Annotated in this window: 12 protein-coding genes; 3 read left to right on the forward strand and 9 right to left on the reverse strand. The window is 54.6% G+C overall.

What is annotated here, in order from left to right; genetic code table 11:
• Positions 1 to 37: 37 nt before the first annotated feature.
• From HALO_RS17725 to HALO_RS17735, 3 genes are all read right to left on the reverse strand, one after another.
• A complete protein-coding gene (locus HALO_RS17725; protein ID WP_231896744.1) occupies positions 38 to 1,048 on the reverse strand; it encodes a C4-dicarboxylate ABC transporter substrate-binding protein in 1,011 nt (336 codons plus the stop codon).
• A gap of 401 nt (positions 1,049 to 1,449) precedes the next feature.
• Positions 1,450 to 1,959 carry a porin family protein gene (locus HALO_RS17730; protein WP_035577281.1) on the reverse strand — a complete coding sequence of 170 codons (510 nt, stop codon included), beginning with the start codon at positions 1,957 to 1,959 and terminating at the stop codon, positions 1,450 to 1,452.
• Positions 1,960 to 2,036: 77 nt separating this feature from the next.
• Entirely contained in the window at positions 2,037 to 2,957 is a 921-nt protein-coding gene (locus HALO_RS17735) for an EamA family transporter (RefSeq protein ID WP_050714206.1), read from the reverse strand.
• Positions 2,958 to 3,145: 188 nt separating this feature from the next.
• Between HALO_RS17735 and HALO_RS17740 the strand changes: the two genes are divergently transcribed.
• Positions 3,146 to 4,330 carry an acetate/propionate family kinase gene (locus HALO_RS17740; RefSeq protein WP_050713776.1) on the forward strand — a complete coding sequence of 395 codons (1,185 nt, stop codon included), beginning with the start codon at positions 3,146 to 3,148 and terminating at the stop codon, positions 4,328 to 4,330.
• Positions 4,327 to 6,510 carry a phosphate acetyltransferase gene (gene pta, locus HALO_RS17745; protein ID WP_035577278.1) on the forward strand — a complete coding sequence of 728 codons (2,184 nt, stop codon included), beginning with the start codon at positions 4,327 to 4,329 and terminating at the stop codon, positions 6,508 to 6,510. The genes HALO_RS17740 and pta overlap by 4 nt, the downstream gene beginning before the upstream one ends.
• A gap of 88 nt (positions 6,511 to 6,598) precedes the next feature.
• Here the strand turns inward: pta and cyoE are convergent, their stop codons facing one another.
• The 6 genes from cyoE to HALO_RS17775 form a co-directional block, all read right to left on the reverse strand.
• Entirely contained in the window at positions 6,599 to 7,522 is a 924-nt protein-coding gene (gene cyoE, locus HALO_RS17750) for a heme o synthase (RefSeq protein ID WP_050713777.1), read from the reverse strand.
• Positions 7,480 to 7,800: a cytochrome o ubiquinol oxidase subunit IV gene (gene cyoD, locus HALO_RS17755; protein ID WP_022520636.1), complete on the reverse strand. Its 321-nt coding sequence runs from the start codon at positions 7,798 to 7,800 to the stop codon at positions 7,480 to 7,482. The genes cyoE and cyoD overlap by 43 nt, the downstream gene beginning before the upstream one ends.
• Position 7,801: 1 nt before the next feature.
• Positions 7,802 to 8,413, reverse strand: coding sequence for a cytochrome o ubiquinol oxidase subunit III (cyoC, locus tag HALO_RS17760; protein WP_035577276.1), 612 nt, complete (start codon positions 8,411 to 8,413; stop codon positions 7,802 to 7,804).
• A complete protein-coding gene (gene cyoB / locus HALO_RS17765) occupies positions 8,413 to 10,389 on the reverse strand; it encodes a cytochrome o ubiquinol oxidase subunit I (protein WP_050713778.1) in 1,977 nt (658 codons plus the stop codon). Before cyoB ends, cyoC begins: the two co-directional genes overlap by 1 nt.
• A gap of 3 nt (positions 10,390 to 10,392) precedes the next feature.
• The gene (cyoA, locus tag HALO_RS17770; RefSeq protein ID WP_009287201.1) at positions 10,393 to 11,400 is read right to left on the reverse strand and encodes a ubiquinol oxidase subunit II; all 1,008 of its coding nucleotides are present in this window, start codon (positions 11,398 to 11,400) and stop codon (positions 10,393 to 10,395) included.
• A 280-nt stretch (positions 11,401 to 11,680) separates the two neighbouring features.
• Positions 11,681 to 12,442: a DeoR/GlpR family DNA-binding transcription regulator gene (locus HALO_RS17775; RefSeq protein ID WP_050713779.1), complete on the reverse strand. Its 762-nt coding sequence runs from the start codon at positions 12,440 to 12,442 to the stop codon at positions 11,681 to 11,683.
• 388 nt (positions 12,443 to 12,830) lie between these two features.
• On the opposite strand from HALO_RS17775, the gene HALO_RS17780 reads away from it, so the two are divergent.
• Positions 12,831 to 13,604, forward strand: a complete 774-nt coding sequence (locus HALO_RS17780) for an outer membrane protein OmpK (RefSeq protein ID WP_442906070.1) — start codon at positions 12,831 to 12,833, stop codon at positions 13,602 to 13,604.
• Positions 13,605 to 13,619 lie beyond the last annotated feature (15 nt).

Here is a 13,619-nt window from a genome sequence, read left to right on the forward strand (position 1 = left end):
GGCCAGAGACCTCTCTTTCATTTCGTTGATGGCTCGATTATCGACCCATACTGCCAATCGGTAAGCGATACTCAGGCCATACGCTCATGGTGTCTTTAAAGCTGCGCTGGGACTCAACGACGCGAGCAAACCACTCATTATCAGCCGCATACTCGTCTTCCCATTTCACAGTCTCTTCGTAGATAGTATCGATAAACGCCTGATCAAGATGAACAATTTCGTTGGGGCCATCGAGTAAGGCTTGATAGGCATCCAAGTCAGCAAAAGAGCTTGCCAGCCAGGTTTCAAAAACACTTAACTTGCCCGCTAAACGCAGCATGTCCTGTTCATCTTCACTTAATTCGCTCCAGGTATCTTCATTAACCTGGCACTCTAAAAAACCACCTGACTGATGCACGCCTGGAATAATCACGTACTGGGCCACTTCCTGAAAACCCGTGGGCTGATTCATTTCAGGGCTACCCCACTCGGCTGCATCAATTACGCCACGCTCAAGCGCGCTATAGATATCGCCGCCGGCCATTACCACCGTGGAGGCACCAAGCCGGGAAGCTAATTCAGACCATGCACCGGAAGTACGCAAGCGTAAGCCCTGGAAGTCTTCAAGAGTTTCAACACGTTTATTGGAGTGCAGGAAAATTTCGGTACCCAAAATCGCACAAGGGAAAGCGACAACGTCAAAGACATCGCGGCGGTACTCTTCATACAGTTCAACGCCTCCCCCTTCGTACATCCACATCATGAACTCTTCAGGAGTCAAACCACTTGAATGGCCTGCTAGAAGCGCGGTAGTGGGATCGGTGCCATAGTCATAATTAATGTAGTTGTGGCTTACTTCCGCAACTCCAGACTTGACCGTATTCGTTACCTTCAGTGCACTGCCTAAGGTGCCGCCAGGATAAACCTCAATGGCAATTTCACCATCAGAAAGCTCATTGACACGATCAGCAAACATTTGTGCATCACGTTCAAGCCACGGCCCACCACTCCAAGGTGTTGCCATACGCCAATTTTTTTCAGCGGCTTCAACCATAGCGGATGCTGCCATTAAACTTGAACATAAACCTACAGCTACAGCTACAGTCATTTTGCTTATTTTATACATGATAGTTTCCTCTTGAACGGAGCTTAATCAAGTTGAGCGCTGGACTTTATATTTTCGTTTCTTGCCAACGAGTCACTTCGACATTATCACCTTCGCAGTTGCAGCATTTGGCCCAAACTACGAAAAATTATGCCGAGTCTCTGACAGTCACCAAGCTGGAAATTAAGAAATGCTTGATGACCTAAGTGAGCACACACCTACACCGAGATATAATGACAGTAACTTCAAGCAAAAAACGTTCCTTTGCTCGCGAGGAAAGTATGGGGGGAAGCAAAAACCCCATGGCAAGAAGCCATGGGGTTTTTAGATATAACTAGCGATTAACGTTAAATTTTACACCGCTATTAGAACCGGTAACGTAAACCAACGCTGGCCGCATCAAAGGTGTAGTCAGATTTATCCAGGTAGCGCATGTAATCTGCGTTCACCGATAAATTAGGTGCTATGTCCATTTCAGCGCCGCCACCGTAGGAGAAATCGCTCTCCCGGTTGTCACTCACTTCAACTTCCGTGAAGCCCGCTAAACCGTATAACCGCACTTCAGGCGCTACCGGGAAAATCCCTTTGGCATAAGCACCGGCCAGATGGTCTAGATCAGCACCACCATCCGAGCCGCCCGTACCTAAATGGCCCTCAAGGGCAAAGTAGTCATTGAACTGGGCACCACCGCGCAGACGTAAGCCTACGTCGTCACGTGAAGAGCCTCTCTCTGGGTCAAGACTCCAAAACATGGCGTCACCACCCAAGTAAGCTTGTGGATAGTCGAAAGACTGTTGAGCTTGAGCAGACGTTGCGAAAGCGCCTACGCCAACCAGGAGTACCGCCGATGTAAGTGATAATACGGACATCTTCATAGCTTGTACCTCAGTTAAAAAACAGTGTTTCCTTACACGTTTGTATTGTGATCCATAACTATGAAGAACGCAAATATTTACCGCCCCTTGGATAGGCTCAGCACGATAATACCGCCGACTACCACGGCTCCCCCGACTAGCTGCCCTGGGCTAAGCATTTGTCCCAGCACGAAATAGCCCAACACCAGGGAGGCCACCGGTTCGATATTCATCACTGGCGCGTTACGCGCCATATCGAGTCGTGGCACAAAAATAAACAGCGTTGAGAACGCCGAACCATACAGCAGCCCGAGCAGCCCAAGCCCCAGCCAGCCGGTACTGTTATCCGGCAGACTCATCCCCCCAGGCACCACACCGGCGATGCCGCCAATGATCATGACGATAAACACCGTTTGCATGGTCAGCAGGCTACGCAATGTGCTGCCCACTCCGGCTAGGCGGTGCTCAGTGACCCATAGCGCGCAGGCAAATACGAAGGCCGCCATTAATCCAAAACCAWTCCCCGCGATCCAGCCTGGCCCCATACCATCAGCACTGGCAATCCATGAAGGGATATCCAGCACCACCAGCAAGCCGATTAAAATAGTGCCCATAATCAAACAGCTACGTAGCGTCGGGCGTGGGCCGCCCAATGCCCAACTGAGCAGCGCCAGTTGAATCGGGAAGGTATTGACCAATAGCAGCGCAATCACCACCGGTAGCCTTGCTACCGCCGAGTAGAGGCTAACGCTCTGGATCGCGATCAGCAGACCCACCGCGAGCTGCCACGGCCAAGAACCAGCGGGCAGCCAAAGCCGCTTTCTCTGCACGATGACTAGCGCCACTAAAATCAGGCAGGCAACCCCTGAGCGGGTTAATACCGCCAGCAATAGCCCGGTTCCGTTATCAAACGCCAGCCGCGCGGAGACGTGATTGGCGGCGAACATGGTGGCCACGGTCATCATTAACACAATGGCCAAATGGCGCGGCAGTAGTTTTGGCAGAGAAGGCGCTGACATAGGAACGAAACGGCTCGTTGTAGTGGTTAAGGTGTAAGATGGGTGGCGGTCATGCAGGTCGCTAGAGCCCAGCATGCCTAGCTTTCACATAGAAGGCTAACGAAATCCTAGCGCTGCTTTTCCGCACTGCAGCATGTTATACTAAAGTCCAATGCTTTGCTCACTAACCTCCTAGCGAAAAGGTTTTTATGAACGCACCGGTGCTGGTAATTAACTGCGGTTCCTCCTCTATTAAATACGCGTTGATTGATTCAGACCCTCAGGCACCGCGACTTGAAGGCATAGCTGAACGCCTGAGTAGTGGGGAGGCACGTTTAAAGGGCAAAAACAGTGCCGGTGAACGTTTTACTCAACCACTGCCTGATGCCGACCATACCCAGGCACTTAACGCGATTCTTGAGCGGATGGAGGGCCGCTTACCGACGGCGGTGGGCCATCGCATCGTGCATGGCGGGGAGCACTTCACCCAAGCCGCGCTCATCGACAATAGCGTCATCACCGCGATCGAAACCACCGCAGCGCTCGCCCCCCTTCACAACCCTGCCAACTTAGCAGGCATCGCAGCAACCCAAAACGTATTCCCTGAACTGCCGCAAGTGGCGGTTTTTGATACCGCTTTTCATCAAACCATGCCGCCGCGTGCCTATCGTTACGCGCTGCCTGAAAACCTCTACGCCGMGCATGGTATTCGCCGCTATGGCTTTCATGGCACCAGCCACGCTTACGTTAGTCAGCGGGTGGGCAAACTAAGTAGCCGTGGCACAGGCGGTTGGCTAACCGCCCACTTAGGCAATGGCTGCTCTACCAGCGCGGTGTGGAACAATCAAAGCCAGGATACCAGCATGGGCCTTACCCCTTTGGAAGGCTTGGTGATGGGCACCCGCAGTGGCGATGTTGATCCCGGCCTGCACGCTCACCTGCACCGCCAATTGGGCTGGTCGTTAGACAAAATCGACGACGTGCTCAACAAACACAGCGGCCTACTGGGGCTTTCAGGCTTAACCAACGATATGCGTGAAATTGAAGAGGCCTCCGAACAGGGCCACGCCACTGCACAGCTGGCAGTGGAGGTATTTTGCTACCGGATCGCTAAATCGCTGGCGGGGCTCTCCTGCGCGCTGCCCCAGCTCGATGGGGTTATTTTCACCGGCGGAATCGGCGAAAACTCACCTATCGTGCGCCGTAATGTATTGTCACTGATGCCCCACTTCGGCTTTGCGTTGGATAACGACGCTAACGAAGCCACCATTCGCGGCAAAGAGGGCAAGCTGGATAGCCCTGACCACCAAGGCCCCCAGGTGTGGGTGATCCCTACCGATGAAGAGGGCCGCATTGCCATGGAAACCCGCCACTGCTTAGAGACCCGTGTATGACTGCCCACCCCGACCAGCCACAAGCCATTCTATTAGTGCCCACCAGCCAGGGTGCCGGGCTCACCTCCGCCTGTCTGGGGTTAATTCAAGCGCTGGATACCATCGGCCTGAAAGCCGGGTTTTTAAAGCCGTTTATGCAGAACGAGCTGAACGGCCCGGGGCTGGATCGCTCCACCGCGCTGGTCTCGCGGGCACTTAATCAGCGCCCGCCTTCGCCGATTTCCCAGGCTCGGCTGGAGCGCTTGCTGCGCGACGACCAAACCGATGAGCTCATGGAAAACGCCGTCGAGCTCTATGAACAGGTTGTCCAGCAGGCCCACCGCGATGGCAGCACCTTAGACCTTGTCGTGGTAGAAGGCGTGGTGCCCACCCAACACACCACCTACGCGACGCAAACCAATGCCCAACTCGCCAACGCGCTGAATGCGCGGATTATTCTGGTGGGCACCGGTGACTTAAACGAACCCCAGGCCCTGGCCGACCAGCTGGATATGCACGCCCGCAGCTTTGGTGGGGTTAGCTCCAGCCGCACTCTGGGCGGCATTTTGATGCGCATGAAAAACCTGCCCTACGCTCAGGAAGATGACCTTTCTGCGGCACCGGGCACTTTCAAACCACAGTTGGAAGAGTCGGTGCTCGCCGAGCTACGGCAATACTCTCCGGCCCTGGCGACGGATAAGTTCCACCTGATCGGCGTGGTGCCTTACAGTAAAACACTCAGTGCGCCGCGCACCCTGGATGTAGCCCGAGCGCTCAATGCCAAACTGCTAAACGAAGGCGATGCGGCCAGCCGCCGGGTGCTTTCCACCAGCCTCTGCGCCCGCAGCGCTGCAAATGCGCTGCATATTTTCACCCCTGGCAGCTTGATAGTGGCCTCCGGCGACCGCGACGATGTGGTGCTGGCCTCCGCACTGGCCACCATGAACGGCATTCAATTAGCGGGCGTACTGCTGACTAACGGCTTTATGCCCAACGACAATATGATTGAGATGTGCCGCCCCGCGCTCAAAACGGGCCTGCCTGTTTTGGCGGTAGAGACCGACAGCCTGACCACCGCCCAGCACCTCAGCCAGTTAAGCGGCGAAATTCCCATGGACGATTTCGAGCGCGCCGAACAGGTGGCTCGTTATGTGGCGGCCCATATGGATCTTGAGTGGCTGAAAGCCCACCTAAGCAGCGGTTATACCCGCCGCCTGTCGCCTTCGGCGTTTCGCCACCAGTTGGTGAAACTTGCTCAACTGGCCAAAAAGCGCGTGGTGCTGCCGGAAGGCGATGAGCCGCGCACCGTCGAAGCGGCGATTATCTGCCAGCGCCGCGGCATTGCCGACTGTGTACTACTCGGTAAGCGCGATGATATTGAAAATGTGGCGCGTAACCGCGGGCTGACGCTGCCCAAAGCGCTGACGATTATCGATCCTGAAAGCAGCCGCGCGCGCTATATTGGCCCGATGGTCGAGCGTCGTCGTGGCAAGCTCAACGAACTCACCGCCGAAGCGCAGTTGCAAGACAACGTGGTGCTCGGCACCATGATGCTGCAGCTGGATGAAGTCGACGGCCTCGTCTCTGGGGCAGTACACACCACCGCCAACACCGTGCGTCCCGCGTTCCAGCTGATTAAAACTGCGCCAGAATACAGCCAGGTGTCGTCGATCTTCTTTATGCTGCTGCCCGAACAGGTGGTGGTCTACGGCGACTGCGCGGTGAATCCCGACCCGGACGCCGAAACCCTGGCCGAAATCGCCCTACAAAGCGCCCGCTCCGCGGAGGCCTTTGGTATTGAACCGCGTGTCGCTATGATCAGCTACTCCACCGGTGACTCCGGCACCGGTGCCGATGTGGATAAAGTCCGCGAAGCCACCCGGATTGCTAAACAGCGCGCACCGCACTTAGCCATTGACGGCCCGCTCCAGTACGACGCCGCCGCCATTGAGAGTGTAGGCAAACAAAAAGCGCCCGACTCCCCGGTTGCCGGTAAGGCGACGGTGTTTATTTTCCCCGACCTCAACACCGGCAACACCACCTATAAAGCAGTACAGCGTAGCGCCCGCGTAGTGAGCGTTGGCCCCATGCTTCAAGGGTTGAACAAGCCGGTGAACGACCTTTCCCGAGGCGCACTGGTCGACGATATCGTTTACACCATTGCGCTAACCGCCATTCAGGCCAGTCAGCGGGAAAGCTGAGTTACAGAATTTTTCCCTAGCCAATAAAAACGCCCCGAGCAGATAACTGCTCGGGGCGTTTTATTAACGACTTAACGGTGTGTGAGGCCTAGACCCACATTGGCACCATCGATTCCAGCACCATGACTAAGCTCATCGCGGTGATGGTTAGGATAGAGACGCCAAATACTTTCTTGGCCCAGCGCACATCGTCGTCTAAACGGTAGCCGCGCAGCGCCAGGTAGAGCCAGTAGCCGCCCATGGTCAGCGCCACACACAGATACCCAGCGCCTGCCTGACTGGCCAACCCTAGCGCCAGCGAGGCGGGAATAAACGCCACAATGTAGCCAAGGATATGGTGTTTGGCCATTTTCACCCCGCGCACTACCGGCAACACCGGAATCGATGCCCGTTGATAATCAGCGTAGCGGAAGATCGCAATGGCATAGGAGKGCGGCATCTGCCACAGGCAGAAAATCACCAGTAGCATGATCGCACCGCTGTCGAACTGACCGGTCACGGCGCAGTAGCCAACCACCGGCGGCATGGCGCCGGAGAGGCTGCCTACCAAGGTGCCGTACTCCGAGCGGCGCTTCATATAGAGGCTATAAAGCCCCACATACACGCCCCAGCCAATCACCGCCAAGGCAACGGTTAGCCCATTGGTGCCCAGCGCCAGGCACACCACCCCCGATACACCCAGCAGCGCCGAAACGCCCAGTGCCTGGGTAATAGAGATGCTGCCTCTTACCAGAGGGCGATGGCGCGTACGCGCCATCAATGCATCAATATCGCGGTCAATAACGTTGTTACACGCACAGCCTGACGCGATGATTAATGCAATCCCCACCATGACCGAGACAAAGCTGAGCCACTCGAACTGCCCCTGGGCGGCGAGAAAATAGCCCCCCAGGGTGGCAATCAGGTTGCCGCCGATAATGCCCGGCTTGGTCAGCTCGAGCAGATCCCGCCAGCGGCTGGGCGCTGAGATTAGCCGATCATCATGTTGAGATGCAGATGCTGCATGATCCACAGCGAGCCTCCTACCACTAGGACGAGAATCGTCAGTGTGAAGACGAAGGACATCAGATTCCAGCCCTCGTCGGCTTTGGTACTCATATGCATAAACATGACCAGTTGCACCAGTATCTGCAACACCGCGGTCACGGCTATCACAATCACGGTAGCCAATACGCTAAAAGCGCCACTCATCACCACCGCAAAAGGGATAATGGTCAGTATCAGCGACAATACCAGTCCTGTCACATACGACTTAACGCTGCCATGGGCATTGGTTGAACTTGCACTCATCTCACAACACTCCCATCAGATAGACGAATGAGAAGACACAGATCCAGACAATATCGAGGAAGTGCCAGAACAGGCTTAGGCACAAAATCCTCGGCCGGGTCATATCGTTCAACCCTTTGGTCGACAGCTGTACCAACATGACCAAAATCCAGATCATGCCAAACGTAACGTGCAACCCGTGAGTACCTACTAGGGTAAAGAAGGCCGATAAAAAGCCGCTACGGTCCGGACCGTACCCTTCATGGATCAGATGCTGGAATTCATAGACTTCCATCCCCAGGAAGCACAAGCCCAGTAGAAAGGTAATAATCAGCCACACTTTCACTTGGCCAACACGGTTGGCATGCATTGCCAAAACGCCCATACCGAAGGTGAAACTACTGATCAGCAGTGCAAAGGTTCCGAAAAGGATCAAAGGTAATTCAAAGATATCAGCGCCGGTTGGCCCACCCGCCGTGCCTTTCATCAGCACGGCGTAAGTGGCGAACAGTGACCCGAAGATCACCAAATCGCTCATTAAGTAGACCCAGAAACCAAATAGCTTCGTGCCCGAAGCATCGTGATGCTCATGAGGCTCGGCCGTTGCGCCGTGATGTAACGTATCGGTTGCCATTACGCTTGCGCCTCCACGCGTTGTTGATGCTCACGTTCGATTCGCTCAACTTCAGCAGCGGGAACGTAGTAGTCGATATCGTCGTTAAATACCCGTGCCATAAAGCTGATGAATACACCCACGGCGCCGACGCCGGCTAACCACCAGATATGCCACACCAGGGCGAAACCGATGACCAGCGCAAAGAAGCTGATAACTGGCCCGGCCACGGTATTACGCGGCATATGAATATCGGTATAGGGGGCTTCTTCAAGCTGCTCTTCGCTACGCTGCTTTTGCGACCAGAAGCTGTCGATATCGCCCACTTCCGGTAGACGTGCAAAGTTGTAGAACGGCGCTGGAGAAGAGGTTGACCACTCCAAGGTGCGGCCGTTCCAGGGGTCGCCGGTGACATCAGCGTTCTGTTTGCGGTCGCGAATACTCACCCAGAACTGGATGATGGTGCAGACAATGCCCAGCATAATGATTACCGCGCCTACCCAAGCCAGAATCATCCACGGTTGCCATTCGGGGTTGGCGTAGGACTGCATGCGGCGTACGGCACCAAAGAAGGCCAGTACGTAAAGCGGCATAAAGGCGACGTAGAAGCCAATAAACCAGCACCAGAACGAACGCTTGCCCCACTTTTCGTTCAAAGTGAAACCGAACGCTTTGGGGAACCAATAGGTAAGCCCCGCCATCATGCCGAACACCACGCCGCCGATAATAACGTTGTGGAAGTGCGCAATAACGAACAGGCTGTTATGCAACACAAAGTTAGCTGCGGGCACCGCCAGCATAACGCCGGTCATACCGCCTAGGGTAAAGGTGATAATAAAGCCCAGCGTCCATAGCACCGGCGAAGTGAGTTCCAGGCTGCCGCGGAACATGGTGAACAGCCAGTTGAACACTTTCACCCCGGTAGGAATGGCGATGATCATTGTCATAATGCCGAAGAAGGCGTTGACGTTGGCGCCCGCCCCCATGGTGAAAAAGTGGTGCAACCAAACCACAAACGAGAGCAAGGTGATCGAAATGGTCGCCCACACCATGGTGGCGTAGCCGAACAGCCGCTTACGGGCAAAGGTCGCAATCACTTCAGAGAACACGCCGAAGGCTGGCAGAATCAGGATATAAACTTCCGGGTGGCCCCAGGCCCAGATGAGATTGACGTACATCATCATGTTGCCGCCAAAATCATTGGTAAAGAAGTGCATGCCCAAATAGCGGTCCAGCGTTAGCAGTGCGATGGTCGCGGTCAAAATTGGGAAGGAAGCAATGATCAGCACGTTGGCGCACAGCGATGTCCAGGTGAAGATCGGCATGCGGAACATCGTCATGCCTTTGGTGCGCATTTTAATGATGGTCACGAAAAAGTTAATACCGGTCAGCGTGGTGCCTATACCGGATATCTGCAACGCCCATATCCAGTAGTCGACCCCCACCCCGGGACTAAACTCGATCCCCGATAACGGCGCGTAAGCGAGCCAGCCGGTTTTGGCGAATTCGCCCACCACCAGCGAGATATTGACCAGTATCGCGGAGACCGCAAACAGCCAAAAGCTTAAGTTATTCAGGAAAGGGAAAGCAACGYCGCGGGCACCAATTTGCAGCGGCACCACCAGGTTCATCAAGCCGATGACCATGGGCATGGCGACAAAGAAGATCATAATCACGCCGTGGGCGGTAAAGATCTGGTCGTAGTGCTCGGGGGGTAAATAGCCCGCTGCATCCCCGGCGGCCATCGCCAGCTGGGTGCGCATCATTATCGCATCCGAGAAGCCGCGCAGCAGCATCACCAGGGCGACGATGAAATACATAATGCCGAGCTTTTTGTGGTCAACGGAGGTAAACCACTCGTTCCACAGCCAGCCCCACTTACGGTAATAGGTGATTAAACCAAACAGTGCGATCCCACCAATGGCCATAAAGGCCGCGACGACCATGATGATCGGCTCGTGGTAGGGAATTGACTCTAACGTGAGTTTTCCAAACACGGCTTAACCTCCCACTTCTACGCTAGAGGAATGGCTGCGCATGGCATTATCCTGACTAGCATGGTTGTTAGTGACATGACCTGATTCGGCCGCGTGATCGGCAGTCTTCTCATTTTCGCCATCGTGGGAGTCAGCATGATCGCCGCCCATCTGATGCTCGCCGCCGGTATGGAAGCTTCGTAAGATGCTTTCATACAGCGATGGTGAGATGGCTGAGAAGTACTCAACCGGATTCGATTCGCTAGGTTCCGCCAACGCTTCATAACCTTCTGGGTAGGTCAGCGTTTGTGGAGCAGCGCGTACCGTTTCCACCCAGGCGTCAAAATCCTCGGGGTTGGTCACCTTGGCTTCAAAGGTCATGCCAGAGAAGCCTGCGCCACTGTAGTTGGTGGAACGACCAGGGTAGCTACCAATTTCATCGGCGATGAGATGGACATCGTTATCCATGCCCGCCATGGCATAAATCTGGCTGCCAAGATGGGGGATAAAGAAAGCGTTCATCACTGAGCCTGAGCTGACCCGAAAGCGCACCGGTGTATCTACCGGAAAGGCCACTTCGTTAACACTGGCAATACCCTGCTCGGGGTAGATAAACAGCCACTTCCAATCAAGCGCCACCGCCTGTATTTCGATCGGCGCCACATCGCTTTCCAGCGGTTTGTGGGGATCAAGGCTATGGGAGGTCTTCCAGGTCAACAGGGCGAGCACCGCGATAATCGCACAGGGCACGATCCACACCACCGCTTCAATCACGTTGGAGTGCGCCCAATCAGGCGTGTATTTAGCCAGGCTATTACTACGCCGGTAACGCCAGCCAAACAGCAGCGTCATGACAATCACAGGAATAACTACAATCAACATTAGGCCAAAGGCGGTCAGAATCAGTGTGCGCTGCTCAGCGCCAATCTGGCCTTTTGGGTCTAGCAGCGCTGAACTACAGCCTGCTAGAAACAGACACAGCGCAAGAAGCACTAGCGTGCCTCGCCTGCGCCAAAGTGAGCGTCGTTGCATGGTGTGATCTCGTCAGAGGTTGTTTAAAACACTAGCTAGCCATGTCGCCCTTCTACATAGCAGGCTAACTACCACCCCATACTCTTCCCAAAACATGCTCTGCATGACGCTCTTGAAAACGTGCTAGGAAAACGCTCTCAAGGACAGTGCACACGTGACGCTGGGCGCCATTGCTCCGGGAAAAATATGCGTCGCCGGATGGGAATTGGCGACGAGCCTCGCTGGCCTAAGCACTAAAGGCTTAAGCAGTTAAGACTAAAGTATTTTCTATTGATCGAGATCATGAAAGAAGTGGCGCATTGCCGCACCCCAGGTATTGACTGCTATGAGCCCCCTCGCCATCGGTGACCACCACATCAAAATCGTCCAGGGCGGCGAAATAAGCCGGGCGCACCACGCCGAACTTGCTGGCATCTACCACTAACAGGCGCTGCATAGCGGTGGCAATGGCCGCTTGTTTCGGTGCCACTTCGTGAAAGTGGAAACAGCTTACCCCCCGCTCTAAATCCACCCCCGCCGCAGATATCAACGCTTTATTAATGCCTAAACGTTCGATAGCGGCGGCCATATTGTCGCTGCCAAATGATTGTGAGGCGGGATAAAATAACCCACCCAGCAGCACCAAACGCACGTTGGGGAGTGCGGCGACGGCATTGGCGACGTTAAGCGCATAGGTCACTACCGTCAGCTCATTAAAATGGCTTAATTGGCTCAACAGCGGCATCAGCGTTGAGCCGCAGTCAATAAACAGCGTATCGCCCTCTTCAATAAAGGCGAGTGCTCGCTGGCACAGGCGATGCTTCGCCTGGTAGTGGCTGGCCTGCTGCTCGGTTAGGTCATAAATAGGCGTGACGCCGGGGTAATTCGCCATCACTAAGCGCCCCCCCAGCAGGCTAATGGCGGAGACCTGGGKTGTTAGGTCGCGGCGGATGGTCATTTCGGAAACATCGCACAGCTCTGCTGCATCGCGCAGATGAAGAGTACCGCCACTGGCAAGCGCTTCCTGAAGTTTGGCAAGGCGCTGAGCGCTACGGCCATTCATGGTGGGCATCTCCTGACAAACCCCTCTTGTTGTGTTTTTCGCAACGACAGCATCGGTGTTGCGTCAATTTCTATGCTGAGCGAGCTGCGGCGTAATTTCCACTGCTACGACGGCTATTGATACTATTAGTGCCACAGTGAGAGCCATATGACATTTAAATAGCGTTGATGTGACAATACTTGCAAATCAACGTTAGAAAAATAACACTAAATGTTATAATTTTAACATTAACGCCAGCCCGCACAATTACAACCCTCGGATAGCCACACCCAAATGGCTCCGCGATAACCTTGTTGAGGCTTTTATGACAGTTCGTACACACTCTCACTCTTCTCGCTCCTCGTCTTTTGTCGCGCTTAGCGCTGGCGTAACGGGCGTATTGACGACGATGCTCACCACACCGCTAATGGCAGATGATGCTCAGCCCCATCCGCTTGATCGGCTGTGGTCATTCGCCAACGTCTCGGKCAACTATCTGGACTGGTCGAACGGCACCGAAGCGCGCACCGCTTCCAATGCGGCTAAAAGCGACTTTATGTTTCTCGAAATCGAAGGCGGCGCTGGCTTTAGCTGGGGCGAGTTTTATGGCTTCTTTGATTTCGAGAACCCCACCAACGACCAGTTTGATGAATCCAGCGGCGGCAAGGACAACTTCCGCACCGCAGGTAAAGTGAMCTCGCACATTTATCTGGGCGATAGCCCGCTGTCGATTTATGCCCACCTGTATGACTTCCGCGATTACGGTTATAACAGCCGCGAGCAGGATCAGATTCTGGGCCTGGGCTACCGCACTACCTTCGACAATGGTCTGTGGTTTAAACCCTTTATCGGGGCGGCGCGGGTACAAAGTAATAGCTATACCGGCATGAACGGCTATATGGCAGGCTGGGTCGCGGGTTATGATTTCACCGCGCTCAACCAGAATTTCAGCGTCACCAACTGGCACGAACAGACGTTTGGCCGTGACGATGAGTATCTGGAACAGAACTACGTGGGCGATACAGCAGGCAGTGTAGGCACCAACGGTGCACTGAGCCTGTGGTGGCATCCGAGCGATTTGATCACCACCGGTATTCAGTATCGCTACTCTGACAACAAGTTGGGTACCCCCAACAATTATCAGAATGCGATGATTTACTCCGTCAAGCTCAACTTACTTTAAACGCGTTACTGTCTA

Source organism: Halomonas sp. R57-5, assembly GCF_900070345.1.
Classification (GTDB): domain Bacteria; phylum Pseudomonadota; class Gammaproteobacteria; order Pseudomonadales; family Halomonadaceae; genus Vreelandella; species Vreelandella ventosae_B.

Coding starts and splice junctions, on each gene's coding strand:
- HALO_RS17725 (WP_231896744.1), bottom strand. CDS start 1,048: ATGGCAGCATCCGCTATGGTTGAAGCCGCTGAAAAAAATTGGCGTATG.
- cyoA (WP_009287201.1), bottom strand. CDS start 11,400: ATGCAACGACGCTCACTTTGGCGCAGGCGAGGCACGCTAGTGCTTCTT.
- pta (WP_035577278.1), top strand. CDS start 4,327: ATGACTGCCCACCCCGACCAGCCACAAGCCATTCTATTAGTGCCCACC.
- cyoC (WP_035577276.1), bottom strand. CDS start 8,413: ATGGCAACCGATACGTTACATCACGGCGCAACGGCCGAGCCTCATGAG.
- HALO_RS17730 (WP_035577281.1), bottom strand. CDS start 1,959: ATGAAGATGTCCGTATTATCACTTACATCGGCGGTACTCCTGGTTGGC.
- cyoD (WP_022520636.1), bottom strand. CDS start 7,800: ATGAGTGCAAGTTCAACCAATGCCCATGGCAGCGTTAAGTCGTATGTG.